Consider the following 25,463-nt stretch of genomic DNA (forward strand, 5'->3'; position numbering starts at 1 on the left):
AACCTCAAGTCTGCACGTACCGTCCCGATGGATTTCTCCAGGGGCACGGTATTCCGGGGTCCCTCCCACGGGACCATCCGATTCTTCCGGGAGCCTTCACTCTTCTGCCTGAGCAGCCTGCCGGGCATTCCGAGTCCGCCCCGGGATGGGTGCGGCGTCGTTTCGCGGCGATTCCCCGTGCTTCTCCGTGATTCCCCCGCATCGCACGTTGCATTGATTCCTTCCGCCATGTCGCACCGGCGGAACCACCGCCCGGCCGGCCCGCTCCAAGGGGACCGCAGCCGGACAGCACAACCGGTCGCCGAGCCAGACAGGCCGACGTCCGCTCCAGGGAAGGACCCTTCGTGAGCGACACCACCGATCTGATGGGTGTGAGTGCCGACAGCGCCGGCAAGACCGCCGGTGATGCCACAGCCTCCGCCACGGACGCTCCCACCGCCTCCGCCGCGCCCCGGCGCCGGCGTTCCGGCACCGGCCTCGACGGCATGGTGCTGGCCGAGTTGCAGCAGGTTGCCTCGGGCCTCGGGATCAGGGGCACCGCGCGGATGCGCAAGAGCCAGCTGATCGAGGTCATCAAGGAGAAGCAGGCCGCCTCCGGCGGCGGCGCCCCGGCCTCCGGCGGGGATGCCAAGCCGGCCGAGGCCGCGCCGGCCGCCGCCGAGAGCGGCACCGACAAGCCCAAGCGCCGTACCACCTCCCGGGCGCGGACCGGTGAGTCCGCCGACGGGCAGCGTGAGGCGCAGCGGCAGCAGCAGATCGACATCCCCGGCCAGGCCGAGGGCACCGCGGGCGCGGAGTCCGGCGGCAAGGGCGGCCGTACCGCTCCCGCCAAGGACGCGGAGAGCGCCGGCAAGTCCGAGAACGCCGGCAAGGACGACGCCGCCCAGGGCGGCGAGCGCCCCGCCAAGCGCGAGCGCGAGCGCCGCGGCAAGAACGGCGGCGGTCAGGGCCAGCAGGGTCAGGGCCAGAACAACCAGGGCCAGGGTCAGGGCGGCGGCCGGGGCAACCGGGACCGCGACCGGGACCGGGACGGCGGCGGGCGCGACGGCGGTGGCCGGGGCGACGGCGGCCGGGACGGCAACCGCGACCGTGACCACCGCGGCGGTGACGACGACTTCGACGGCGGCCGGCGTGGTCGCCGGGGCCGCTACCGCGACCGGCGCGGCCGGCGCGGCGGGCGCGACGACTCCGGTTTCAACGAGCCGCAGGTCGCCGACGACGATGTGCTGATCCCGGTCGCGGGCATCCTCGACATCCTCGACAACTACGCGTTCGTGCGCACCTCCGGCTACCTGCCGGGCCCCAACGACGTGTACGTCTCGCTGGCCCAGGTCCGCAAGAACGGCCTGCGCAAGGGCGACCACGTCACCGGCGCGGTGCGCCAGCCCCGGGAGGGCGAGCGGCGCGAGAAGTTCAACGCGCTGGTGCGGCTCGACTCCGTCAACGGCATGGCGGCCGAACACGGCCGGGCCCGCTCTGAGTTCAACAAGCTCACCCCGCTGTACCCGCAGGAGCGGCTGCGGCTGGAGACCGAGCCGGGCCAGCTGATCACCCGGATCATCGATCTGGTCTCGCCCATCGGCAAGGGCCAGCGCGGTCTGATCGTGGCCCCGCCGCGTACCGGCAAGACCACGATCATGCAGGCGGTGGCGAACGCCATCACCCGCAACAACCCCGAGTGCCATCTGATGGTCGTGCTCGTCGACGAGCGCCCCGAAGAGGTCACCGACATGCAGCGGGCCGTCAAGGGCGAGGTCATCTCCTCGACCTTCGACCGCCCCGCCGAGGACCACACCACCCTTGCCGAGCTGGCCATCGAGCGGGCCAAGCGGCTGGTGGAGCTGGGGCACGACGTGGTGGTGCTGCTCGACAACATCACCCGTCTGGGCCGCGCCTACAACCAGGCGGCGCCCGCCTCCGGCCGGATCCTGTCCGGTGGTGTCGACTCGGCGGCGCTGTACCCGCCGAAGAAGTTCTTCGGCGCCGCGCGCAACATCGAGGACGGCGGCTCGCTGACCATCCTGGCCACCGCGCTGGTGGAGACCGGCTCCCGGATGGACGAGGTGATCTTCGAGGAGTTCAAGGGCACCGGCAACATGGAGCTCAAGCTGGACCGCAAGCTCTCCGACAAGCGGATCTTCCCGGCGGTGGACGTGGACGCCTCCGGTACCCGCAAGGAGGAGATCCTGATGGGCAGCGACGAGCAGGCCATCGTCTGGAAGCTCCGCCGGGTGCTGCACGCCCTGGACTCCCAGGCGGCCGTGGAACTGCTGCTGGACAAGATGAAGCAGACCAAGTCCAACGCCGAGTTCCTGCTCCAGATCCAGAAGACCACCCCGACCCCCAACGGTCAGGACTGATCCGGATCCCGGACCCCGGACCCCGTGTGAGGGCCGCATCACCCATTGTGGTGATGCGGCCCTCGCCGTATCGGGTGAAACTGGGGCAATGGCGGATGACACCGCGGACGACGCCCTGCCGCCCGGTGCCTCGGCGCTGGCGGCACGCTCGCGCCGCAGGCGGCGCAGGCTGCGGGTGGCCGCGCTCGTCACCGTCTCGGCGCTCACCGCGACCGCCGCGGCGGGTGTCGCGCTGTACGTCAAGTTCGACGGCAACATCGCCGGGCTCGACATCGACTCCGCGCTGGGCGGCGACCGCCCCGAGGACGCCCCGCACGGCTCGCTGGACATCCTCGTCCTCGGCTCGGACTCCCGGGCCGGGGAGAACGGCGTCTACGGCTCGGACGGCGGCGCCCGCGCCGACACCGCGATGATCGTGCACATCAACGAGGACCACGACGCCGCCACCCTGGTCTCCATCCCGCGCGACACCCTGGTCACCCGGCCCGCCTGCGACCGCCCCGACGGCACCACCGCCCCCGAGGCGCCGCGCACCATGTACAACGAGGCGTACGAGATCGGCGGCCCGGCCTGCGCCGTCAAGACCACCGAGGCGCTGACCGGTATCCGGATGGACCACTACATCGAGATCGACTTCAAGGGCTTCGAGCAGATCATCGACACCCTGGGCGGGGTGCGGATCACCACCCACGAGGATCTGCGCGACCCCGACAGCCATCTCGACCTCGCCGCCGGTACCCACACCCTGGACGGCGCCCAGGCCCTCGCCCTGGTCCGCACCCGGCACGCCATCGGCGACGGCAGCGACCTGGGCCGGATCGAGCTCCAGCACACCTTCGTGCACGCCCTGGCCGAACAGGTCGCCGACATCGGCCTGTTCACCAACCCCAAGAAGCTGTACGACCTGGCCGACGCCGCCACCTCCTCGCTCACCACCGACTCCGCGCTGGCCTCCGTCTCGGCGCTGACCGGCCTGGCGCGTACCCTCAAGAACATCGGGCCGCAGGAGCTCGACATGGTGACCCTGCCGGTCGCCGGCGACGACCGCGACCCGAACCGGGTGGTGCCGCTCGGCCCCGAGAGCGAGCAGCTGTGGGACGCGCTGCGCGCCGACGAGCCGGTCCCCGCCACCCTGAGCGACCGCCCCGACACCCAGCGGATCGCCCCCGGCGGCCCCCCGGCCCCGGACAGCGGGGAATAACGGCCCAGGGCCCCCTCGTTTTGGACGGAGCGGACAGTGCTGGCAGACTGAGCCGCCGGTTCCGGTTCACGGCACGCATCGGGCGTGCCGACCCGGCGCCCTCCGATCAGCAAGGAGAAACCATGAAGCGCGACATTCACCCGGAGTACGTCGAGACCCAGGTCAGCTGTACCTGCGGGGCCTCCTTCACCACCCGCAGCACCATGACCGAGGGCAGCATCCGCGCCGACGTGTGCTCCGAGTGCCACCCCTTCTACACCGGCAAGCAGAAGATCCTCGACACCGGTGGCCGGGTTGCCCGCTTCGAGGCGCGCTTCGGCAAGAACGCCGGGGCCGCGAAGAAGTAGCCCCACCCCGGGCGCCGGGCCCGGCCGACGTACCCTCGCGGACGCGGCCGGACCGGCGCCTTTCCCGTCCCCGCTCTCCCCCGCTGACCCCCGCTGTCCCCCGGGGCCCCTTTTCTCAGGAGCACACGATGTTCGAGGCGGTCGAGGAACTGATCGGCGAACACGCCGACCTCGAACGGCGGCTCGCCGACCCCGCGGTCCACGCCGACCAGGCCAGTGCCCGCAAGCTCAGCAAGCGCTACGCCGAGCTGACCCCGATCATCGCCGCCTACCACTCCTGGAAGAGTTACGGCGAGGACATCGAGACCGCCCGTGAACTGGCCCAGGAAGACCCCGAGTTCGCCACCGAGGTCAAGGAGCTGAGCGCCGCCCGCGAGGCCGTCACCGAACGGCTGCGGCTGCTGCTGGTGCCCCGCGACCCCAGCGACGACAAGGACGTCATCCTGGAGATCAAGGCCGGCGAGGGCGGCGACGAGTCCGCCCTGTTCGCCGGCGACCTGCTGCGGATGTACCTGCGCTACGCCGAGCGCGTCGGCTGGAAGACCGAGCTGATCGACGCCAACGAGTCCGACCTCGGCGGCTACAAGGACGTCTCGGTGGCCGTCAAGACCCGCGGCACCGCCGAGCCCGGCGCCGGCGTGTGGGCCCGCCTGAAGTACGAGGGCGGCGTGCACCGCGTCCAGCGGGTGCCCGCCACCGAGTCCCAGGGCCGCATCCACACCTCCGCCGCCGGCGTGCTCGTGCTGCCCGAGGCCGAGGACGTCGACGTGGAGATCAACCCGAACGACCTGCGCATCGACGTGTACCGCTCCTCCGGGCCCGGCGGCCAGTCCGTCAACACCACCGACTCCGCGGTGCGCATCACCCACCTGCCCACCGGCATCGTCGTCTCCTGCCAGAACGAGAAGAGCCAGCTCCAGAACAAGGACCAGGCGCTGCGCATCCTGCGCGCCCGGCTGCTGGCCGCCGCCCAGGAGGAGGCCGACCGCGAGGCCTCCGACGCCCGGCGCAGCCAGGTGCGTACCGTCGACCGCTCCGAGCGGGTGCGCACCTACAACTTCCCCGAGAACCGCATCTCCGACCACCGCGTGGGCTTCAAGGCGTACAACCTCGACCAGGTGCTCGACGGCGAACTCGACGCCGTCATCCAGGCCTGCGTCGATGCGGACTCCGCCGCCAAGCTCGCGGCGGCGCAGTGACCGTAGGGTGGAAGACGTGACGTCATCATCCGGGTCATCCGCCACCGGGCCGAGCTCCTACCCCCGTTCCCTGCTGCTCGCCGAGGTGGCCCGCGCCACCCAGCGGCTCGCCGACGCCGGGGTGCCCTCACCACGCTTCGACGCCGAGGAACTGGCGGCGTACGTGCACGGCACCGAGCGGCCCCGGCTGCACACCGTCGCCGACGCCGAGTTCGACGCCCGCTACTGGGAGGCGATCGCCCGCCGCGAGGCGCGCGAACCGCTCCAGCACATCACCGGCCGGGCGTTCTTCCGCTACCTGGAGCTCCAGGTGGGCCCCGGGGTGTTCGTGCCCCGGCCGGAGACGGAGTCGGTGGTCGGCTGGGCGATAGACGCGGTCCGCGCGATGGACGTCGCCGAGCCGCTGATCGTCGATCTGTGCACCGGCTCGGGCGCCATCGCGCTCGCGCTGGCCCAGGAGGTGCCGCGCTCGCGCGTGCACGCCGTGGAACTGGACGAGCGCGCCCTGGAGTACGCCCGCCGCAACGCCGAGGGCTCCCGGGTGGTCCTGCACCACGGGGACGCCCTCACCGCCCTGCCGCAGCTGGCCGGGCAGGTCGATCTGGTGATCTCCAACCCGCCCTACATCCCGCTCACCGAGTGGGAGCACGTGGCCCCCGAGGCCCGCGACCACGACCCGCAGCTGGCGCTGTTCTCCGGCGAGGACGGCCTGGACACCATCCGGGGTCTGGAGCGCGCCGCGCACCGGCTGCTGCGGCCCGGCGGCATCGTCGTCGTCGAGCACGCGGACACCCAGGGCGGCCAGGTGCCGTGGATCTTCACCGAGGACCGCGGCTGGGCGGACGCCGCCGACCACCCCGATCTCAACAACCGCCCGCGGTTCGCCACCGCCCGCAGGGTCAACCGATGACCAAGGAGGACGTTCACTGATGGCACGGCGATACGACTGCACGGACGTGGTCGACCGCAAGCACGGGCTGCGGGAGGCGGCGTCCGCCGTGCGGCGCGGCGATCTCGTCGTCCTGCCGACCGACACGGTGTACGGGGTGGGCGCGGACGCCTTCAACGCGAACGCCGTGGGCGCGCTGCTGGAGGCCAAGGGCCGTGGCCGGGGCATGCCCTCCCCGGTGCTGGTCGGCTCGCCGAACACGCTGCACGGTCTGGTCACCGACTTCTCCGAGCAGGCGTGGGAGCTGGTGGACGCCTTCTGGCCGGGCGCGCTCACCATCGTCGCCCGCCACCAGCCGTCCCTCACCTGGGACCTGGGCGAGACCCGGGGCACCGTGGCGGTGCGGATGCCGCTGCATCCGGTCGCTCTCGAACTGCTCAAGGAATTCGGCCCGATGGCCGTCTCCTCCGCCAACCTCACCGGCCACCCGGCGCCCCAGGACTGCGACGCCGCCCAGCAGATGCTGGGCGACGCGATCGCGGTGTACCTGGACGGCGGCCCCACGCCCGACACCGTGCCCTCGTCGATCGTCGATGTCACCCGGCCGGTTCCCCGGCTGCTGCGCGCCGGTGCGGTGAGCGAGGAGGAACTGCGCAAGGTCGTGCCCGACCTGGAGATCTCCCATTGACCGCGCTTGCGGACAGTGGCATACGGCAGCCGGAGCCGACCGAGCCGGCCGGCGGCCTCCGCCCGGTCTTCCGGATTCTGCATGTCAGTACGGGGAATGTGTGCCGCTCGCCGATCACCGAACGGCTCACCCGGCAGGCGCTCGACCAGCGCCTGGGCGGGTTCGGGGATGCCCTGGTGGTGGAGAGCGCCGGCACCTGGGGGCACGAGGGTGCCCCGATGGAGGAGCACGCGGCGCAGGTCCTGTCCGAGTACGGGGCGGACGCGGCCGGGTTCTTCGGCCGTGAGCTGCTGGACGAGCACGTGATCCGCGCCGACCTGGTGCTGACCGCCACCCGCGATCACCGGCAGCAGGTGATCGCGATGGGGCACTCGGCCGGGCTGCGGACGTTCACGCTGAAGGAGTTCACCCGCCTGGTGCGGGCCATCGACGTCTCCACGCTGCCCGCGGTGGGTTCGCCGGAGACGCTGGTGGAGCGGGCCCGCGCGCTGGCCAGCGCGGCGGCGGCGCTGCGCGGCTGGCTGCTGGCGCCGACGGCCGAGGCGGACGAGGTGCAGGATCCGTACGGGTCGCCGATCCCGTACTTCCGCAGCATCGGCGAGGAGATCAGGGCCGCGCTCGATCCGGTGGTCACCGCGCTGACCGGGGTTCCGGGGCCCTGACGGCGGTGCGGCATCCCGAGGACGCGGGCCGGTCACAAGATCGCTCCGGGAGGCCCTTGGGGGCAGCCCGGGCCGGCGGGCATGAGAAGGTGTTGCGCCATGGACGGCGAGACTTCTGGGGCAGCCTGTGCGTGAATATCTCCTGACGCTCTGTGTCGCGGCGGCGGTCACGTATCTGCTGACCGGCCCGGTGCGGAAGTTCGCCATCGCGGCGGGCGCGGCCCCCGCGGTGCGGGCGCGCGACGTGCACCGCGAGCCGACCCCGCGGCTGGGCGGCATCGCGATGTTCGGGGGGCTGTGCGCGGGTCTGCTGGTGGCCTCCCAGCTGTCCAACACCTCCGAGGTGTTCCGGGTCTCGGACGAGCCCAGGGCGCTGCTGTCGGCCGCCGCGCTGATCTGGCTGCTGGGTGTCCTGGACGACAAGTGGGGTGTGGACGCCCTGGTGAAGCTGGGCCTCCAGATGATCGCGGCCGGCGTGATGGTGCTCCAGGGGCTGACGATCCTGTGGCTGCCGGTGCCGGGCGTCGGGGTGGTGGCGCTGACGCCGCTCCAGGGCACGCTGCTGACCGTGGCCATCGTGGTGGTGACCATCAACGCGGTGAACTTCGTGGACGGTCTGGACGGTCTCGCGGCCGGCATGGTGTGCATCGCGGCGGCGGCGTTCTTCCTGTACGCGTACCGGGTCTGGTACGGCTACGCGATCGAGTCGGCCGCCCCGGCCACGCTGTTCGCGGCGGTGCTGATGGGCATGTGTCTGGGCTTCCTGCCGCACAACATGCATCCGGCGCGGATCTTCATGGGCGACTCGGGTTCGATGCTGCTGGGGCTGATCCTGGCGGCCAGTGCGGTCTCCATCACCGGGCAGGTGGACCCGGACGCGATGAAGCTGTTCACCGGCTCGGTGCGCGGCGCGGTGCACGAGATGGTGCCGGTGTACATCCCGCTGCTGCTGCCGCTGACGATCATCGCGGTGCCGTTCGCGGATCTGGTGCTGGCGATCGTGCGCCGTACCTGGAACGGGCATTCGCCGTTCGCGGCGGACCGGGGTCATCTGCACCACCGGCTGCTGGAGATCGGGCACTCGCACCGCCGGGCCGTGCTGATCATGTACTTCTGGTCCGGGCTGATCGCCTTCGGCGTGGTCGGCTTCTCGGTGCAGGGCGTCGGGGCGTGGATCGTGCCGGGCGTGGTGGGGCTGAGCGCGATCGGTCTGGTGGTTCTGCTGCTGCCGCGCTTCCCGGTGCGTACGGCCGGCGGTGGCGGGGGCGGTGCCGCCTCCGTGCCGGCCGCGGAGCCGGCTCCCGAGCCCGGCCCGGCGCAGGCTCCGGCGGCACAGGACACGGGCGGGGAGGCGCAGCCTCCGGCGCCCGCGGAGCCGGGTGCCGTGCCGGAGGCCGGCGGGGAGCGGGACGCCCCGGCGGTGGCCACCGCGACCCGGGTGCGCGGGCTGAACGGGGCCACGGCGGTGGGGGAGCGGCAGCGGTTCGCGCTGCGCCGCAGGATCGACAACCGCAGGTGAGGAGGGCGTCCGCCGCTGTCAAGCGGCGGACGGCATGTTGCCTCTTCCGTGTGAGTTCTTACACGCGAACTGAGTAAAGACCTCATCAAAAAGTTTGTGATAGCGTTCACGAGAACCGGCCCGGTGCACCAGCTGCCCGGGACCGGGACGCACGCTCACTCGTCAATGACGACAGTCGTCCGAAGCCCCGCGGGAGATCAGTTCCCATGCAGTCCAACGACGCCCGGATACTCCGAGGCGCCGCGGTCCCCACTGCCGTGGCCGGAGTCGTGGCCACCGCGGCGGGAGCCTTTCTCGCCGGGACGGAGGGCGCGCTCAGCGTCGCCCTGGGAGTCTTCATCGCCGCCGCGTTCTTCGCGCTCGGCCTGATAGCTCTCGGTTATGTCAACCATCGCTGGCCCGAGTTGTTCTTCGGCGCCGCCATGGTGATATACACCACGCAGATGGGCGTGCTGTTCGTCGTGTTGATACTGCTGCGCGACGCGTCCTTCCTGCACGGGCGTTCGTTCGCCATAGGGGTGATGGTCGGAACGGCCGTCTGGCTGGCCGGTCAGGTGCGGGCCCATCTGCGCCTGAAGATCCCTTACGTGGTACCCGAATCCTCCACGGCGTCCTCCGGCGGTCCGATGTGATCTCGGTCGCTGTGCGGCGGTCCCGCCGAACAGGGGGCGGCCTACGGACGGTCACCGCGGACTGCTATCGTCCCTCGCCGAGAGCTGAGTGGATCGCGGTGTGCCGGCTGTGCGGGACAGCCGGGCGCTTCGCCCTGACTCCCGCCGGGCCGCGCGGACTCCGCACGGACCGGCCTCTCTCCCGCCCCACCCAGTCCAGTGCCGTCCTGTGGCCTGCGGCCACGCCGACACACCGAGGTTGCCGTATCCATGCGTCACGCCGAAGGAGCTCACGGTGATGAATGACCAGGTGCTCGCCTTCGAGACCGACTGTCACCTTTTCCAGGAATGCGGCTTCCCCGCTCCGTCCGTGTGGTCGTTCATCTTCGATCCGATCTTCAGTGTCGGGCCGATCGAGTTCAACAAGGCCATGCTGCTGGCCCTCCTCGGAACGGTGGCGATCCTCAGCTTCTTCTGGGCCGCCTTCGCCAGGCCGAAGGTCGTCCCGGGCAAGCTCCAGATGGTGGCGGAGGCCGGGTACGACTTCGTCCGCAAGGGCGTCGCCCGCGAGATCATGGGCAAGAAGGGCGAGCCGTACGTCCCCTTGCTGGTCTCGCTGTTCTTCTTCGTCTGGGTCATGAACCTGTGGGCCGTCGTCCCGCTGGCGCAGTTCCCGGTGACCTCGGCCATCGCCTTCCCGGCCGGTCTCGCCGTCGTGGTGTGGGTCACCTACATGACGGTCACCTTCAAGACCAACGGCTTCGTCGGTGGCCTGCGCAATCTGTGTGTGCCCAGTGGGCTGCCGAAGGGGATCTACGTGATCCTCACACCCATCGAGTTCATCTCCAACGTCTTCCTGCGGCCCTTCACGATGGCGGTCCGGCTCTTCGCCAACATGTTCGCCGGCCATCTGCTGCTGCTGCTGTTCATCATCGGCACCTGGTACACGCTGGGCACCGTGGTCGGCACGTTCTACTCGATCACGTCGTTCGCCCTGGCACTGGTGCTCACGGTCTTCGAGATGTTCATCCAGGCCCTCCAGGCCTACGTGTTCGTCGTGCTGACCGCCACCTACCTCTCCCAGGCGCTCGAAGAAGCGCACTGAGAGCACGCAGACCCTCACCGACCGACCGCATGACAACCGGTGGACACACCTCCGCCGGCCCACCACAGAGAAGGAACCAACGGACATGTCCGCAGCTTTCGACACCCTGGCCGCCGTCAACGGCAACATCAACACCATCGGTTTCGGTATCGCGGCCATCGGCCCCGGTGTCGGCGTCGGTATCGTTTTCGGTAACGGTGTCCAGGCGATCGCCCGCCAGCCCGAGGCCGCCGGCCTCATCCGGCAGAACATGCTGCTGGGCTTCGCCGTCATCGAGGCGCTGGCGCTGATGGGCTTCGTGCTGGCGTTCGCCCTCAGCTGAGCGACCCATCGAAGCCCTTACCGACGAGAGGTCCACAATCATGATCAACATGGCTGCCGAGGGGCCCCAGAACCCCTTGCTGCCGGTGTGGCCCGAGGTCTTCATCGGACTGTTCTGCTTCGGCATCATCTTCTTCGCCTTCTACAAGAAGCTCCTCCCCTCCATCAACAAGGTGCTGGAGGAGCGTCGCGAGGCGATCGAAGGTGGCATGGAGAAGGCGGAGGCCACCCAGGCCGAGGCCCGTCAGACCCTGGAGAGCTACAAGGAGCAGCTGGCCGAGGCCCGTCACGACGCCGCCCGGCTGCGCCAGGAGGCCAAGGAGCAGGGCGCCGCGCTCATCGCCGAGATGCGCGAGGAGGGCCAGCGCCAGCGCGAGGAGATCATCTCCGCCGGCCACGCCCAGATCGAAGCGGACCGCAAGCAGGCCGCCGAACTGCTCCGTCAGGACGTCGGCCGGCTGGCCACCGAACTGGCCGGCCGCCTGGTCGGCGAGGCTCTCGAGGACCACGCCCGTCAGAGCCGTACCATCGACCGCTTCCTGGCCGAGCTGGAGGAGAAGGCCGCCGCGGCTCCCTCCGGTGACGCCGCCGGGGCGGCACGGTGATCGGCGCCAGCCGGGAGGCCCTGGAGGGCGGCCGGGAGCGGCTGAACGTACTGTGCGACAGTACGGCCACCGATCCCGCCGCCCTGGCCGATGACCTGGCCGCCGTCACCGTGCTGCTGAACCGCGAGGTCTCGCTGCGCCGGGTCCTCACCGACCCGGCCCAGCCGGGCGAGGGCAAGGCGGACCTGGTGGGCCGGCTGCTCGGCGGACAGGTCGGCGGCCCGGCCGTCGACCTGGTCTCCGGCCTGGTCCGCTCCCGCTGGTCCTCCTCCCGGGACCTGGTGGACGCGGTGGAGGAGCTGGCGGACACCGCCGACCTCATCGCGGCCGACCGGGCGGGCACCCTGGAAGCGGTGGAGGACGAGCTGTTCCGGTTCGGCCGGATCCTGTCCGCCACCCCGGACCTGCGGTCCGCGCTCACCACCAAGGACGACCGGTCCACCACCGCCAAGAAGGAGCTGGTCCGCCGGCTGCTGGGCGGCCGGGCCGACCGGATCACCGAGCGGCTGATCGTCCGCCTCGTGGAACATCCGCGGGGACGTAGCCTGGATCAGGGGATCGAGGCGCTGTCCGCCCTGGCGGCGGCCCGCCGTGACCGCTCGGTCGCGGTGGTCACCTCGGCCGTCCCCCTGAGCGACGCGCAGCGCGACCGGCTCGGCCGGGCCCTGGCGAAGCTCTACGGGCGCCAGGTCCAGCTGAACCTCGACGTCGACCCGGCCGTCCTCGGCGGGATCTCGGTCCGCATCGGGGACGAGGTCATCCACGGCACCGTCGCCGACCGGCTGGACGAGGTCACCCGCCGGCTGGCCGGCTGACGCGGCGGGCGCGAGAGCCCGCCGCACCACCAACTCAAGAAGCACGACGAGCGGCCCGAGTTGGGCCGTAGCGCACGAACTTACGGGCCCAACAAGGAGAGCAGGGAACCCAGATGGCGGAGCTCACGATCCGGCCGGATGAGATCCGGAGCGCACTGGAGGATTTCGTCCAGTCGTACACCCCGGACGCGGCCTCGCAGGAAGAGGTCGGGACGGTCAGCGTTGCCGGTGACGGCATCGCGCGAGTCGAGGGGCTGCCCTCGGCCATGGCGAACGAGCTGCTGAAGTTCGAGGACGGCACCCTCGGCCTCGCCCTCAACCTGGAGGAGCGCGAGATCGGCGCGGTCGTCCTGGGCGAGTTCAGCGGCATCGAGGAGGGCCAGCCGGTGCGCCGCACCGGCGAGGTGCTCTCGGTCGCGGTCGGCGAGGGCTACCTGGGCCGGGTCGTCGACCCGCTGGGCAACCCGATCGACGGCCTCGGCGAGATCGAGACCTCGGGCCGCCGCGCCCTGGAGCTGCGCGCGCCCGACGTCATGCAGCGCAAGTCGGTGCACGAGCCCATGGAGACCGGCTACAAGGCCGTGGACACCATGACGCCGATCGGCCGTGGCCAGCGCCAGCTGATCATCGGTGACCGGCAGACCGGCAAGACCGCCCTCGCGGTCGACACGATCATCAACCAGCGCGACAACTGGCGCTCGGGCGACCCGAAGAAGCAGGTCCGCTGCATCTACGTCGCCATCGGCCAGAAGGGCTCCACCATCGCGTCCGTGCGCGGCGCCCTGGAGGAGGCCGGCGCGCTGGAGTACACGACGATCGTCGCCGCCCCCGCGTCCGACCCGGCCGGCTTCAAGTACATCGCCCCCTACACCGGCTCGGCCATCGGCCAGCACTGGATGTACGAGGGCAAGCACGTCCTGATCGTCTTCGACGACCTGTCGAAGCAGGCGGACGCCTACCGCGCGGTGTCGCTGCTGCTGCGCCGCCCGCCGGGCCGCGAGGCGTACCCCGGTGACGTCTTCTACCTGCACTCCCGGCTGCTGGAGCGCTGCGCGAAGCTGTCGGACGAGATGGGCGCCGGCTCCATGACCGGGCTGCCGATCGTGGAGACCAAGGCGAACGACGTGTCGGCGTTCATCCCGACCAACGTCATCTCCATCACCGACGGCCAGTGCTTCCTGGAGTCCGACCTGTTCAACGCGGGCCAGCGCCCGGCGCTGAACGTCGGTATCTCCGTCTCCCGTGTCGGTGGTTCCGCCCAGCACAAGGCGATCCGCCAGGTCACCGGTTCGCTCCGGGTCGACCTCGCGCAATACCGCGAGCTGGAGGCGTTCGCCGCCTTCGGTTCCGACCTGGACGCGGCCTCCAAGGCCGCTCTGGAGCGGGGCAAGCGCATGGTCGAGCTGATCAAGCAGGACCAGTACAACCCGTACCCCACCGAGAACCAGGTCGTCTCCATCTGGGCCGGCACCAACGGTCTGATGGACGACATCCCGGTCGAGGACATCCGCCGCTTCGAGCGCGAGCTGCTGGACTGGCTCGGCCGCGAGAAGAAGGACCTGCTGACCTCCATCCGCGAGGGCGCCAAGATGTCGAACGACACGCTTCAGGCGATCGCCGGCGCGGTCAGCTCCTTCAAGCAGCAGTTCGAGACCTCGGGCGGCAAGCTGCTGGGCGAGGGCTGATCATGGGCGCTCAGATTCGTGTCCTCAAGCGCCGGATCAAGTCCGTCACCGCCACGAAGAAGATCACCCGGGCGATGGAGATGATCGCCGCCTCGCGCATCGTCAAGGCGCAGCGCAAGGTGGCGGCGTCCACGCCGTACGCCGACGAGCTGACCAACGCGGTCACGGCCGTGGCGCACGGCTCGGACGTCAAGCACCCGCTGACGACCGAGGTGGAGCGCCCGCGGCGGGCCGCGCTGCTGCTGATCACCAGCGACCGCGGCCTGGCCGGCGGTTACTCCTCCAACGCCCTCAAGGCGGGGGAGCACCTGACCAGCGAGCTGGTGAGTGAAGGCAAGGAGGTCGACACGTACATCGTCGGCCGCAAGGGTGTGGCGTACTACGGGTTCCGGGAGCGGGCGATCACCGACTCCTGGACCGGCTTCACGGACAACCCGACCTACGCCGACGCCAAGATGGTCGCCGCGCCGCTCATCGAGGCCATGGAGCGTGACACCGACAAGGGCGGGGTGGACGAGCTGCACATCGTCTTCACCGAGTTCGTGTCGATGATGACGCAGACCCCGGTGGAGCGGCGGCTGCTGCCGCTGACCTTCGAGAAGTCGGCGGAGGAGTCCGCGCAGGTCTTCGCCAAGGGCGCGCAGGCGCACGCCCTGTACGACTTCGAGCCCTCGGCGGAGAAGGTCCTCGACGCCCTGCTGCCCCGGTACGTCGAGAGCCGCATCTACAACGCCCTCCTCCAGGCCGCCGCGTCCAAGCACGCGGCCACCCGGCGGGCGATGAAGTCGGCGACCGACAACGCGGAGGAGCTCATCAAGTCGCTGTCGCGGCTTGCCAACGCGGCCCGTCAGGCCGAAATCACCCAGGAAATCACCGAGATCGTCGGTGGCGCGAGCGCCTTGGCCGACGCGACCGCGGGAAGTGACCGATAATCATGACTACTGCTGCTGAGGCGGCCACCGAGACGGCCGCAGCCACGGGTCGGGTCGCACGGGTCATCGGCCCGGTCGTCGACGTGGAGTTCCCCGTCGACGCGATCCCCGACATCTACAACGCGCTCACCGTCGAGGTCGAGGACCCCGCGGTGAAGGGCACCACCAGCACCCTGACGCTGGAGGTCGCCCAGCACCTCGGTGAGGGCATGGTGCGCACCATCGCCCTGGGTCCGGCCGACGGTCTGGTCCGCCAGTCCCCGGTGACCGACACGGGCGCGGGCATCACCGTGCCGGTGGGCGACGTCACCAAGGGCCGGGTGTTCAACACCCTGGGCCACATCCTGAACGAGCCCGAGGCCGAGTCGGAGATCACCGACCGCTGGGAGATTCACCGCAAGGCCCCGGCCTTCGACCAGCTGGAGTCGAAGACCGAGATGTTCGAGACGGGTCTGAAGGTCATCGACCTGCTGACCCCGTACGTCAAGGGCGGCAAGATCGGTCTGTTCGGTGGTGCCGGTGTCGGCAAGACCGTGCTGATCCAGGAAATGATCATGCGTGTGGCGAAGCTGCACGAGGGTGTTTCCGTCTTCGCCGGTGTCGGTGAGCGTACCCGTGAGGGCAACGACCTCATCGAGGAAATGGCCGACTCGGGCGTGCTGCCGCAGACCGCGCTGGTCTTCGGCCAGATGGACGAGCCGCCGGGGACCCGGCTGCGGGTCGCGCTGGCCGGTCTGACCATGGCGGAGTACTTCCGCGATGTGCAGAAGCAGGACGTGCTGTTCTTCATCGACAACATCTTCCGCTTCACCCAGGCCGGTTCCGAGGTGTCCACCCTGCTGGGCCGGATGCCCTCCGCGGTGGGTTACCAGCCGAACCTGGCTGACGAGATGGGTGTGCTCCAGGAGCGCATCACCTCCACCCGTGGTCACTCCATCACCTCGATGCAGGCGATCTACGTGCCCGCCGACGACCTCACCGACCCGGCGCCGGCCACCACCTTCGCCCACCTGGACGCCACCACGGTGCTGTCCCGTCCGATCTCCGAGAAGGGCATCTACCCGGCGGTGGACCCGCTGGACTCGACGTCCCGGATTCTGGACCCGCGCTACATCTCGCAGGACCACTACGACACCGCCATGCGGGTCAAGGGGATCCTCCAGAAGTACAAGGACCTCCAGGACATCATCGCCATTCTCGGTATGGACGAGCTGGGCGAGGAGGACAAGCTCACCGTCAGCCGTGCGCGGCGGATCGAGCGCTTCCTGTCGCAGAACACCCACGCGGCGAAGCAGTTCACCGGCCTGGACGGTTCGGACGTGTCGCTGGACGAGTCGATCGCCGCGTTCAACGGCATCGCCGACGGTGACTACGACCACTTCCCCGAGCAGGCGTTCTTCATGTGCGGTGGGCTGGACGACCTGAAGGCGAAGGCCAAGGAGCTGGGCGTCTCCTGACCGGCACGCCCGTGGTGCGCGCGGAGGCGGGGGGTGCCCCCGCCTCCGGTGCACCGGCCATCTATTCTTCACATATCCAGGGGATGAGGAGCCATCGTGGCTGAGCTGCACGTCGAGTTGGTCGCCGCGGACCGGAAGGTCTGGTCGGGCGAGGCCAGCATGGTCGTCGCGCGCACCACTGCGGGTGACATCGGCATCCTGCCCGGGCACCAGCCGGTGCTCAGCGTGCTGCAGTCGGGTCCGGTGACCATCCGGACCACCGGGGCGAGCGGTGAGGGCACCGTCATCGCGGCGGTGCACGGCGGATTCCTGTCGTACACCGACGGTAAGCTGTCGCTGCTGGCGGAGATCGCCGAGCTGGCCGACGAGATCGACGTCGAGCGTGCGGAGCGTTCCCTGGAGCAGGCCAAGGCGGATGCGGACGCCGCCGCCGAACGGCGCGCGGACGTCCGGCTGCGTGCCGTGGCGGCGGGGCGCTGATTCGCACGACGGACACACAACGGGGCGAGGAGGTCGGTTGAGATGGTCCTCGCGTTGGTTGTGGTCGGCGCCGTGCTGGCGCTGGTCGTGCTGGGACTGCTCGGGTTCGGCGTACGCAGGCGGCTGATCCAGCGGCTGGGCGGTACGTTCGACTGTTCGGCGCGCTTCCGGGCGCCGACCGCGGGGCAGTCCCTGGGCAAGGGCTGGATCTATGGGGTCGCACGCTACAACGGAGACCGGGTGGAGTGGTTCCGGGTCTTCTCGTACGCGGTGCGGCCCCGTCGCGCGCTGGAGCGCGACCGCATCCAGGTCCGCGAGCGGCGGCAGCCGCAGGGCGAGGAGGAACTGGCGCTGCTCTCCGGCGCCGTGGTGCTCTCCTGCCGGCACGACGGGGACGACGTGGAGCTGGCGATGAGCGAGGACGCGCTGACCGGCTTCCTCGCCTGGCTGGAGGCGGCACCGCCCGGCCAGCGGGTGAACGTGGCATAGACCGCTGACGCGGGCCCGCCCGGGGGCCGAAGCCGGGGCGGTGAGCGACCCGAAGGACCCGGCCCAGTACCGGCCGTCGTGCTCCTGGTCCGGGCCGTGGTGGTGCCCGCAGACGTCGGCCGCCCGCGCGCACGGTGGACGGCACACGGCGGGGCACGGCCGGGCGTCCTTCCGGGCGCCGGCCGTGCCCCTGGTGGCGGTGGGTCAGCTCAGACCGGTGTGGATGGCGTCGACGAGGGCGCCGTCCGCGCTGTCACCGGAGAACTCCCAGAAGAAGGCACCGCCCAGGCCCTGGTCCTTGGCCCAGCCCATCTTGTCGGTGACCGTCTGCGGGGTGTCGTAGCTCCACCACTGGCTGCCGCAGTGCGCGTACGCGGTGCCGGCGACCGTACCGGTGGCGGGGCAGGTGGTGGCGAGGACCTTGTAGTCCTCGATGCCCGCCTCGTAGGTGCCCGGCGCGGCGCCGGAGGCGGTGCCGCCCGGTGCCGCCTGGCTCACGCCGGTCCAGCCGCGGCCGTAGAAGCCGATGCCCAGCAGCAGCTTCTCGCTGGGCACGCCCTGGGCCTTGAGCTTGCTGATGGCGGCGGCGCTGTTGAAGCCGTCCTGCGGGATGCCGTCGTAGCTCTCCAGCGGGGAGTGCGGGGCGGTGGGTCCGGTGGGGGCCCAGGCGCCGAAGAAGTCGTAGGTCATCACGGCGAGGTAGTCGGCGTACTCGGCGCCCCGCGCGTAGTCGGCGGCGTCGATCTTGCCGCCGTCGGAGGCGTCGGCGGTGATGGCCGCGGTGACCAGCTGGTCGCCGAAGACGCCGCGGAACGCCTGCATCATGTCGCCGAAGACGGCCGGGCCCGAGGTGTCACAGCTGTCGCCGCAGGCGTTGGGGTACTCCCAGTCGAGGTCGATGCCGTCGAACACCCCTTCCCAGCGCGGATCGTTGACCAGGTTGTAGCAGGACTGGGCGAACCGCTCGGGGTTCTGCATGGCCTCGCCGAAGCCCTTGGACCAGGTCCAGCCGCCGAAGGACCACAGCACCTTGAGGTCCGGGTTCAGCTCCTTGAGCTGGCGCAGCTGGTTGAAGTTGCCGCGCAGGGCGCCGGTGTCCCAGCTGTCGGCCTGGCCGGAGACGGACTCGGCGGCGCTGTAGAAGCGGTCGTAGGCGGCGTAGGAGTCGCCGATCGTACATTCGCCGTTCTGGACGTTGCCGAAGGCGTAGTTGATGTGGGTGATCTTGTCGGCCGAGCCGGAGTCCACGATGTTCTTGACGTGGTAGTTCCGGTCGTAGACGCCCCACTCGGCGAAGTAGCCGAGCTTGACGTCACCGGCGGTGGTGGTCACCTCCTGGGCGGCGGGGGCGGTGGCGCCGGTGTCCTCGCCGGCCTGGGAGGTGGAGGCGAAGGCCAGCATGCCGCCGAGCGGCAGGGTGAGGGCCGCGGTGATGGCGACGGCCTTGCGCTTGGTGCTGCTCAGGGATCGGTGTAGCCCCTTGCTCACGGGTCGCTCCTTGGTGGGGGAGAGGTGGGGGGAACTGACCAGGGAGCGTAGAGAGGTCTGGACCAGTGGTCAATGGGGTCCGTACCAAGGAAAGCCGGGCTTGCGACCGCCTTAAGACGCCGTTGAGGAAGGAGGGTTGGGTGAGGCGGACGGGCCGGGACGGATGTCCGCCTCCTGGGCCAGGACGGCGGCCTGCACCCGGCTGCGCAGGCCCAGTTTCCCCAGCAGCCGGCTGACATGCGTCTTCACGGTCGCCTCGGCCAGCGACAGTTCGGCGGCGATCTGCGCGTTGGAGCGGCCCGCCCCGATCTGCGCGAGCACCTCGCGTTCGCGGGGAGTCAGCGAGCCGAGGGCGGCGGCGTCGGCCGCCGGGACGGACGGTGCCCGGCTGGAGCGGGCGAACTCGCCGATCAGCCGCCGGGTGACGGCCGGGGCGATCATGCCCTCGCCCGCGTGCACGGTGCGCACCGCCTCGATCAGGGTGGTGGCCTCGCTGTCCTTGAGCAGAAAACCGGCCGCGCCGGCCCGCAGCGCGCCGAACACGTACGCGTCCAGGTCGAAGGTGGTCAGCACCAGGACGTCCGCGATGCCCTCCCCGGTGATCTCGCGCGTCGCGGACACCCCGTCCAGACGGGGCATCTGGATGTCCATCAGCACCACGTCGGGGCGCAGTTCCCGGGCCAGCCGGACCGCCTCCACCCCGTCGGCGGCCTCGCCCACCACCTCGATGTCGGCGGCGCTGCGCAGGATCAGCACGAGGCCGAGGCGCACCGCTGACTGGTCCTCGGCGATGATAACCCGGATGGTCACGGGGCGGGGTTCCCTTCGGTGAGCGGGATGCGGGCGAGCACCTGCCAGCGCCCGCCGTCCTCGTCCTCGTGCGGGCCGGCGCTGAGCGTACCGCCGAGCAGCGCGACCCGTTCGCGCATCCCGGTGAGCCCGGCCCCCGAACCCGGCGCCCTCGGACGGCTGCCCGCGTCGCCGGGCGCGGCGTACGGGCTGGTCACCCGCACCGTGAGGGCCTGCGCCTCGCGCCGCAGCCGGACCGCGACCTCGCCGGGCGCGGCGTGCTTGAGCGCGTTGGTGAGGGATTCCTGGACGATGCGGTAGGCGGCCAGTTCCACCGGCGCGGGCAGCGGGGGCCCCTCGTCCGGCCCGGGGTCGGCGGTGATCCGCAGCCGGCCCGCGGCGCTGCGCTCGGCGCGGGCGACCAGCGTGTCCAGCGATTCCAGACCGGGCAGCGCCTCGGGGCCGGTGTCGGGGCCGGGGGTGCGCAGGATGCCGATGAGACGGCGCATCTCGGCCAGGCCCTGGGTGCTGTTCTCCCGGATGACGGTCAGGGCGTCCCGGGAGGCGCCGGGCTCGTCCAGGGTCAGGGCGGCGGTGGAGTGGATGGCGATCGCGGACAGGTGGTTGGCGACCACGTCGTGCAGTTCGCGGGCCATCCGGGCGCGTTCCTCGGTGACGGCCTGCACCCGGTCCATCTCGGCCAGCAGCGCGGTCTGTTCGGCGCGCAGCCGGGCGTGCGCGGCGGATTCCCGGTGGCCGCGCACGATGGCGGCGGTCCAGGCGGGGGTGGCGGTGACGGCGGCGGCCAGCACCCCGAGGATCAGGGCCTGCGGGTCGCGCAGCCACACCAGGGAGCCCACCGTGACGGCCACGGTGAAGGCGACGCTGGCCCGCAGCACCAGCCGGCTCAGCCGGGCGCCGCCGTACAGCACGGCCGCGTACACCGCGTCCGAGTACATCAGCAGGACCGCGAGCAGCCCGCTGAAGAGGCCGTCCCAGATCACCGCGACGGTGCCGATGGCCAGACACCAGCCGGGGGCGCTGCGGCGCAGGAGTTCGGCGCCGCACATGACGAGCAGCCCGGCGAGCGCGAGCGGCGAGTAGGGGCCGACGGTGATCACGGAGAAGATGTCGTAGCCCACGCCGGTCAGTCCGCCGAGCAGTCCGGCGACCGCGATGCCGATGTCGTAGCGGTGAGGGCGGACGGGCGCGGGCATGGAACCATCTCAGCATGCCGGGGGTCTTGTCGGAGAACGCGGGACGGTGTCGTGGCCCGGCGTGAGGGGGAGAGGAAATCATGTTCTGGACCGGGATCGCCGCACTGGTGGTGGCCGGACTGCTGGCGCTGGGCGCCCGCGCCGTACGGCGGCGGGTGCGGGCCATCGTGACGGCCGATCTGCTGACGGTGCGGGAGCTGCGGCAACTGCACCGGGCGGCGGTGGAGGCGGCGGGGGAGGACAGCTTCCGGTACCGCTGCGAGATCGCCGGGGTGGCGCGGCCGAGGAACACCAAGCCGGTGCTCGTGTCGGAGCTGGCCGGGGTGGAGTGCGTGTGGCACCGGCACCGCGTCACCCACCGGTACTGGGAGTGGACCACCGACCGGAACGGCAAGCGGGTGCGGCGTACCCGGGAGCGGGTCGTCGCGGAGCGGACCAGCTCGGCGGCGTTCCGGATCGAGGACGCCACCGGCAGCATGGTCGTCCAAGGCGGCGGGACGAAGGTCGGCGGCGCCGAACGGGTCATGGACGGCTTCGAACGCGGCGGTGGTGGCAGCGGCACGATCGGCTTCCGCCGCCAGGAGTGGGTGCTGCGGCCGGGGCGGGAGATGCACGTCCTGGGGGAGGCGGCCGACGACGGGGGCACCCTGGTGCTGCGCAAACCCGCGGACGGCGGGATGTTCACGGTCTCGACCGAGAACCGGCAACGGCGGATCGAGCGGGAACGCGCCACACATCTGGGGCTGTGGATCGGCGCGCTGGTGACCGCCCCGGTGGGGCCGGTGCTGCTGGTCCTGGCGCTGCTGCGCTAGGGGTAGTGCCCTGTGAGGTTGGGGACGCCCCTGGCGGGCGCCCGGGTTGCCGCCGTCGCCGACCGGTACACCTCCGCGGGACCACGGCGGGCGGCCCGCGCCCGTACACCGAAGTGTGTAGTGCGCAGGGGCGGATCTCCTCACCGGTGACGACGCCGGGGCGCGCGGCGGGCGGCAGGCTGGAGGGGTACGGAGGGAGCCCTTGTGATCGTCTCACTGATCATCGGTGCCGAGATCGCCTTCTGGTTGGTGCTGGCGGCCGGCCTCGCGGTGCGGTACGCGCTGCGCAGGCCCCGGGCGGGTGGCCTGCTGCTGCTGTGCGTGCCGCTGATCGACCTGGTGCTGCTGACGGCCACCGCGCTCGACCTGCGCGGCGGCGCCGAGCCGCAGTGGTCGCACACGCTGGCGGTGCTGTACCTGGGCTTCACGGTGGGCTACGGGCACTATCTGATCCACTGGGCCGACGGCTGGGCGGCGCACCGCTGGGCGGGCGCGCCGCGTCCGGCGAAGCCGCCCCGGTACGGCTGGGCCAGGGCCCGGCACGAGTGGCGGCTGTGGCGGCTGACGCTGGTGGGGATGGGCGTCTCGCTGCTGGTGGCGCAGCTGATGATCTGGCTGATCGACCGCCCGGGGGCGGCCGACACCCTGCGCGGCTCCCAGCTGGCGGCCCTGCGCATCCTGGGCATCCACGGCATCATCGCGCTCAGCTACACGGTCTGGCGGAAGAAGGACCCGGCCGCCGGGGCCGGCCCGGCGCCGCAGCGCCCGGTGGCGGCACGCTGACCGCGCCGCCACCGGCCGGGGCCCGCCGTCAGGCCGCCGGGTGGGGCCGGTCGCGGCGGGCGTCGCGCAGGACCGACGCCCACCAGTGGAGCTGGTCCAGCATCGCCTGCGCGGCGGCCTCGGGTTCCTTCGGCTCCCGCAGCGCGCCGCTCTCGTCGAACAACTGGAGTAGCGGGGGAAGGCGAGGTAGTCGCGGGCGGTGTGGGCCCGCAACTCGTTGAAGACCTGCCGCAGCTGCTCGATGGCCAGCAGGCCGCCGCTGGCCCCTCCCCCGGACTTCGTCCGGGAGGTGCCCCCAGGCCGACGAAGCCGATCGCCTTGTGCTGCCACTCGGTGTAGTGCCAGTCGATGGCGGCCTTGACCGAGGAGGGGAGGCTGCGGTGGTAGTCCGGGGTCACCACGATGAAGGCGTCGGCCTCCCGCAGCCGGCCGGTCGGCTCCGCCATCCCGGCCGGACGTTCCGGGTCCGGCTCGAAGGCGGGGGAGACGGCCGACAGGGCGAGCGGCAGGGGTAGTGCGCCAGATCGGCGGTGGTCACGGTGAAGCCGCCGTGCGCGCGGGCCAGGGCGGTGATCCAGTCCGCCACCCTCGGGCCGGCACGGCCCTCCCGGACGCTGGCGGTGATCACGGTGAGCCGGGGCGGGGTGGTGTGCTGCGCTGTCATGTTCCGACCGTGTCCGCCCGCCGCGCCGCCGGGGAGACCGGGTGGAGACCGGTAGGGACAGGGCCACGCTCCGCGCCGCGCGTTCCTGGTGCGTTCACGGGGTGAGCGAGAACGAGCCGGGCCGTTCTCTGCGGACCCGCCGGGAGGCGGTGACCCCGGCGGACGCCGGACTGCCGACCGGGCCGCGGCGGCGTACCCCGGGGCTGCGCCGATCCGCATCTGGCGCGGCTCGCCGACGAGCTGACGGTGACGGCCGGGTCCCGGTTCACGGCGCGGGAGGCGTCGGTGTCCGGGCCGCCCCGCCCCGCCGGGGTGCTGCGGATGGTGCACCCGGGGCTGGACGGGGAGCTGCGGCTCGCGTACGAGACGCTGGAGCTGCCGGCGGACGACGACCAGCGGCTCCTGGTGTACCTGCCCGCCGACGAGGGCACGGCGGCGCGGCTGGCCGCCCTGTCCGCGGCGGGGGAGCGGCTGCGGGCGGTGTGAGGGTCAGCGGTTCTCGCCCGGCACCCACAGCACGTCGCCGCGCTCCGTGTTGGCGGCCCTGGCCAGGATGAACAGGAGGTCGGAGAGCCGGTTGAGATAGGTGGCGGTCAGCTCGTTCATGGTGTCGCCGTGCTCGGCGAGCGCCGCCCAGGTGGAGCGTTCGGCGCGGCGGACCACGGTGGTGGCCTGGTGCAGCAGGGCCGCGCCCGGGGTGCCGCCGGGGAGGATGAAACTGCGCAGTTTCTCCAGACCGGCCAGGAAGTGGTCGCAGTCCGCCTCCAGCCGGTCGATGTAGCTCTGCCGGACGCGCAGCGGCGGATGTTCGGGGTTCTCGACCACCGGGGTGCACAGGTCGGCGCCGACGTCGAAGAGATCGTTCTGCACCCGGACCAGTACGGCGCCGATCTCCTCGGACAGCTCGCCCAGGGCCAGCGCCGTACCGATGACCGCGTTGGCCTCGTTGGCATCGGCGTAGGCGGCGATCCGCAGGTCCGTCTTGGCGGTGCGGCTCATGTCGCCCAGCGCCGTGGTGCCGTTGTCTCCGGTACGGGTGTAGATCCGGGTGAGGTTGACCATGCCCCGAGGGTAGCGCTCAGGTGTCGTCGCGGCCCGGTAGAATACGGGCAGACGACACAGCCTCCCGGCCGGATTCTCCGGCCGGGAGGCTGTCGTTATGACTGATACCCCTGATGTGACCCTGCGCCGGGCCGGTACCGAGGACTTCCCGGTGGTGGAACGGCTGTGGCTGATGTTCCGCCACGACCTCTCCGGATTCCGGGGCGAACTGCCCGCCCCCGACGGCACCTTCCGCGCCGACCGGCTGCACGCCGCGTTCCGCGACCCCGGCTGGGCCGCGTATCTGACGCTGAGCGGGGACCGCCCGGCCGGCTTCGTGTTCGTCCGGGCTCTGGACACCCCGGTCCGGGTGCTCAACGCCTTCTTCGTGGTGCGCGGCGCACGGCGCGCCGGTGTCGGGACGGCGGCCGTCCGGGAGGTGGTCGCCCGCCACCCGGGCCGCTGGGAGATCCCGTTCCAGGAGGCCAACCGCACCGGGGCGCGGTTCTGGCGCCGGGTCGCCGGGGAACTCGCCGGCCCGGAGTGGACCGAGGAACGCCGCCCGGTGCCGGGCCGCCCGGACGTCCCGCCCGACCACTGGATCGGTTTCACGGCCGGGCCGTGGCCGCTCCGCGAGGGGAGCGGCCACCGGCCGGCTCAGTAGGGCGCGGGGAGGGTGTTCGCGACCGCGTGCCGGGGGAAGACCGCGTCGGTGACCCGGGTCCCGGCCGGGGTGGCCTGCCCGGCGACGGCCGAGGCGGCCCGCGACACCAGCCCGCCGAAGTCCCGGCCGTCCGGCTGCCCGAGGGCCGCGCCGGCGGACTCGGTCACCATGCCGTCGGCCGGCTGGACGATGCCGGGGTCGGCGATCGGCAGGGTGCGCGGGATGTCGTCCGTGCCGGTGGCGAGCGCCGGGGCGGCGCCCAGGGTGAGGGCCGCGGCGGCGACCGCGCCCAGGACACCGGCGCGGAGGCTGGTGTGCGTCATGTGGTGCTCCTTCTCCGTGGTGGGGATGAGACTGCGTCAGTCGTACCCCGGGCCCGCCCGGCCGCGGTCCCCATGTGGGTGCAAGTCGCCCGCAGGGAGGAGGGATGGGACATCTGCGCTAGCCCAGCCCGGTGAGCGGCGCGCGGGTCCGGGCCGCGCGCCGGGCGGTCCGGCGCACCCCTGCCGCACCACCCGCCCCGTACGGCACAGCCCTCCCGGGCGCGGCATCCGCCGCACCAGCGGCCGGGGCGTGATGCGCGTCTCTTCACCCCCACGGGGTACCTGACGGACACTAAGGTCTTGACCCCCGGGAAGCG

28 protein-coding genes and 1 pseudogene are annotated in these 25,463 nt (G+C 71.6%); 22 read left to right on the top strand and 7 right to left on the bottom strand.

Annotation, left to right across the window (positions count from 1 at the left end):
• Window positions 1–344: 344 nt before the first annotated feature.
• From rho to BM385_RS23610, 18 genes are all read left to right on the top strand, one after another.
• Complete coding sequence (rho, locus tag BM385_RS23525) at window positions 345–2,360, top strand: transcription termination factor Rho (RefSeq protein ID WP_093844296.1); 2,016 nt, start codon at window positions 345–347, stop codon at window positions 2,358–2,360.
• Window positions 2,361–2,448: 88 nt separating this feature from the next.
• The gene (locus BM385_RS23530; protein ID WP_019435871.1) at window positions 2,449–3,561 is read left to right on the top strand and encodes an LCP family protein; all 1,113 of its coding nucleotides are present in this window, start codon (window positions 2,449–2,451) and stop codon (window positions 3,559–3,561) included.
• A gap of 122 nt (window positions 3,562–3,683) precedes the next feature.
• On the top strand, window positions 3,684–3,908 hold the full coding sequence (rpmE, locus tag BM385_RS23535; protein ID WP_019435872.1) for a 50S ribosomal protein L31: 225 nt from the start codon (window positions 3,684–3,686) through the stop codon (window positions 3,906–3,908).
• Window positions 3,909–4,036: 128 nt separating this feature from the next.
• Window positions 4,037–5,107, top strand: coding sequence for a peptide chain release factor 1 (prfA, locus tag BM385_RS23540; protein WP_019435873.1), 1,071 nt, complete (start codon window positions 4,037–4,039; stop codon window positions 5,105–5,107).
• A 16-nt stretch (window positions 5,108–5,123) separates the two neighbouring features.
• Window positions 5,124–6,017 (top strand): peptide chain release factor N(5)-glutamine methyltransferase, encoded by an 894-nt coding sequence (gene prmC / locus BM385_RS23545; RefSeq protein ID WP_019435874.1) that lies wholly within the window; start codon window positions 5,124–5,126, stop codon window positions 6,015–6,017.
• A 19-nt stretch (window positions 6,018–6,036) separates the two neighbouring features.
• Complete coding sequence (locus tag BM385_RS23550; RefSeq protein WP_019435875.1) at window positions 6,037–6,684, top strand: L-threonylcarbamoyladenylate synthase; 648 nt, start codon at window positions 6,037–6,039, stop codon at window positions 6,682–6,684.
• A complete protein-coding gene (locus BM385_RS23555; RefSeq protein WP_019435876.1) occupies window positions 6,681–7,346 on the top strand; it encodes an arsenate reductase/protein-tyrosine-phosphatase family protein in 666 nt (221 codons plus the stop codon). The genes BM385_RS23550 and BM385_RS23555 overlap by 4 nt, the downstream gene beginning before the upstream one ends.
• Before the next feature lie 127 nt (window positions 7,347–7,473).
• Window positions 7,474–8,865 carry an MraY family glycosyltransferase gene (locus BM385_RS23560; protein ID WP_246337990.1) on the top strand — a complete coding sequence of 464 codons (1,392 nt, stop codon included), beginning with the start codon at window positions 7,474–7,476 and terminating at the stop codon, window positions 8,863–8,865.
• A 206-nt stretch (window positions 8,866–9,071) separates the two neighbouring features.
• On the top strand, window positions 9,072–9,497 hold the full coding sequence (locus tag BM385_RS23565) for a Cg1360 family ATP-synthase-associated protein (RefSeq protein ID WP_019435878.1): 426 nt from the start codon (window positions 9,072–9,074) through the stop codon (window positions 9,495–9,497).
• A gap of 277 nt (window positions 9,498–9,774) precedes the next feature.
• A complete protein-coding gene (gene atpB, locus BM385_RS23570) occupies window positions 9,775–10,581 on the top strand; it encodes a F0F1 ATP synthase subunit A (protein ID WP_019435879.1) in 807 nt (268 codons plus the stop codon).
• An 85-nt stretch (window positions 10,582–10,666) separates the two neighbouring features.
• Window positions 10,667–10,903, top strand: a complete 237-nt coding sequence (atpE, locus tag BM385_RS23575) for an ATP synthase F0 subunit C (protein WP_019435880.1) — start codon at window positions 10,667–10,669, stop codon at window positions 10,901–10,903.
• Between the two features lie 40 nt (window positions 10,904–10,943).
• Entirely contained in the window at window positions 10,944–11,507 is a 564-nt protein-coding gene (locus tag BM385_RS23580) for a F0F1 ATP synthase subunit B (protein ID WP_019435881.1), read from the top strand.
• A complete protein-coding gene (locus BM385_RS23585; RefSeq protein ID WP_019435882.1) occupies window positions 11,504–12,322 on the top strand; it encodes a F0F1 ATP synthase subunit delta in 819 nt (272 codons plus the stop codon). Before BM385_RS23580 ends, BM385_RS23585 begins: the two co-directional genes overlap by 4 nt.
• A 113-nt stretch (window positions 12,323–12,435) precedes the next feature.
• The gene (gene atpA, locus BM385_RS23590; protein WP_019435883.1) at window positions 12,436–14,007 is read left to right on the top strand and encodes a F0F1 ATP synthase subunit alpha; all 1,572 of its coding nucleotides are present in this window, start codon (window positions 12,436–12,438) and stop codon (window positions 14,005–14,007) included.
• Window positions 14,008–14,009: 2 nt separating this feature from the next.
• On the top strand, window positions 14,010–14,939 hold the full coding sequence (locus BM385_RS23595; protein WP_019435884.1) for a F0F1 ATP synthase subunit gamma: 930 nt from the start codon (window positions 14,010–14,012) through the stop codon (window positions 14,937–14,939).
• Window positions 14,940–14,941: 2 nt separating this feature from the next.
• Window positions 14,942–16,396 (top strand): F0F1 ATP synthase subunit beta, encoded by a 1,455-nt coding sequence (gene atpD, locus BM385_RS23600; protein ID WP_026047797.1) that lies wholly within the window; start codon window positions 14,942–14,944, stop codon window positions 16,394–16,396.
• 96 nt (window positions 16,397–16,492) lie between these two features.
• Complete coding sequence (locus tag BM385_RS23605; protein ID WP_019435886.1) at window positions 16,493–16,876, top strand: F0F1 ATP synthase subunit epsilon; 384 nt, start codon at window positions 16,493–16,495, stop codon at window positions 16,874–16,876.
• A 42-nt stretch (window positions 16,877–16,918) separates the two neighbouring features.
• Window positions 16,919–17,365, top strand: coding sequence for a DUF2550 domain-containing protein (locus tag BM385_RS23610; RefSeq protein WP_019435887.1), 447 nt, complete (start codon window positions 16,919–16,921; stop codon window positions 17,363–17,365).
• A 204-nt stretch (window positions 17,366–17,569) separates the two neighbouring features.
• Here the strand turns inward: BM385_RS23610 and BM385_RS23615 are convergent, their stop codons facing one another.
• The 3 genes from BM385_RS23615 to BM385_RS23625 all read right to left on the bottom strand — a co-directional run bounded on the left by BM385_RS23615 (window position 17,570) and on the right by BM385_RS23625 (window position 20,859).
• Window positions 17,570–18,853, bottom strand: coding sequence for a glycoside hydrolase family 18 protein (locus BM385_RS23615; protein ID WP_254791717.1), 1,284 nt, complete (start codon window positions 18,851–18,853; stop codon window positions 17,570–17,572).
• Between the two features lie 111 nt (window positions 18,854–18,964).
• Entirely contained in the window at window positions 18,965–19,663 is a 699-nt protein-coding gene (locus tag BM385_RS23620; RefSeq protein ID WP_093844298.1) for a response regulator, read from the bottom strand.
• Entirely contained in the window at window positions 19,660–20,859 is a 1,200-nt protein-coding gene (locus tag BM385_RS23625; RefSeq protein ID WP_093844299.1) for a sensor histidine kinase, read from the bottom strand. Before BM385_RS23625 ends, BM385_RS23620 begins: the two co-directional genes overlap by 4 nt.
• Window positions 20,860–20,939: 80 nt before the next feature.
• Between BM385_RS23625 and BM385_RS23630 the strand changes: the two genes are divergently transcribed.
• Window positions 20,940–21,671, top strand: a complete 732-nt coding sequence (locus BM385_RS23630; RefSeq protein ID WP_093844300.1) for a GIDE domain-containing protein — start codon at window positions 20,940–20,942, stop codon at window positions 21,669–21,671.
• 204 nt (window positions 21,672–21,875) lie between these two features.
• Window positions 21,876–22,454, top strand: a complete 579-nt coding sequence (locus BM385_RS23635; RefSeq protein WP_093844301.1) for a hypothetical protein — start codon at window positions 21,876–21,878, stop codon at window positions 22,452–22,454.
• A 28-nt stretch (window positions 22,455–22,482) separates the two neighbouring features.
• On the opposite strand, the gene BM385_RS28475 is transcribed toward BM385_RS23635, so the two are convergent.
• Together BM385_RS28475 and BM385_RS28480 are read right to left on the bottom strand one after the other, a co-directional pair.
• Window positions 22,483–22,617 (bottom strand): hypothetical protein, encoded by a 135-nt coding sequence (locus tag BM385_RS28475; protein ID WP_380980641.1) that lies wholly within the window; start codon window positions 22,615–22,617, stop codon window positions 22,483–22,485.
• 187 nt (window positions 22,618–22,804) lie between these two features.
• Window positions 22,805–22,900: pseudogene (locus BM385_RS28480) on the bottom strand (NAD(P)H-dependent oxidoreductase); the annotation flags it as partial.
• A gap of 464 nt (window positions 22,901–23,364) precedes the next feature.
• Here BM385_RS28480 and BM385_RS23645 point away from each other — a divergent pair.
• Window positions 23,365–23,604: an MmyB family transcriptional regulator gene (locus BM385_RS23645; protein ID WP_254791718.1), complete on the top strand. Its 240-nt coding sequence runs from the start codon at window positions 23,365–23,367 to the stop codon at window positions 23,602–23,604.
• 3 nt (window positions 23,605–23,607) lie between these two features.
• Here BM385_RS23645 and BM385_RS23650 read toward each other — a convergent pair whose 3' ends face one another.
• Window positions 23,608–24,180: a cob(I)yrinic acid a,c-diamide adenosyltransferase gene (locus BM385_RS23650; RefSeq protein WP_019435893.1), complete on the bottom strand. Its 573-nt coding sequence runs from the start codon at window positions 24,178–24,180 to the stop codon at window positions 23,608–23,610.
• Window positions 24,181–24,277: 97 nt separating this feature from the next.
• Between BM385_RS23650 and BM385_RS23655 the strand changes: the two genes are divergently transcribed.
• Window positions 24,278–24,823, top strand: coding sequence for a GNAT family N-acetyltransferase (locus tag BM385_RS23655; RefSeq protein WP_037756656.1), 546 nt, complete (start codon window positions 24,278–24,280; stop codon window positions 24,821–24,823).
• On the opposite strand, the gene BM385_RS23660 is transcribed toward BM385_RS23655, so the two are convergent.
• The gene (locus BM385_RS23660; protein WP_019435895.1) at window positions 24,817–25,146 is read right to left on the bottom strand and encodes a hypothetical protein; all 330 of its coding nucleotides are present in this window, start codon (window positions 25,144–25,146) and stop codon (window positions 24,817–24,819) included. The two genes, BM385_RS23655 and BM385_RS23660, sit on opposite strands and share 7 nt — an antisense overlap.
• Between the last annotated feature and the right edge of the window lie 317 nt (window positions 25,147–25,463).

This window comes from Streptomyces harbinensis, from assembly GCF_900116145.1.
Classification (GTDB): Bacteria; Actinomycetota; Actinomycetes; order Streptomycetales; family Streptomycetaceae; genus Streptomyces; species Streptomyces carpaticus.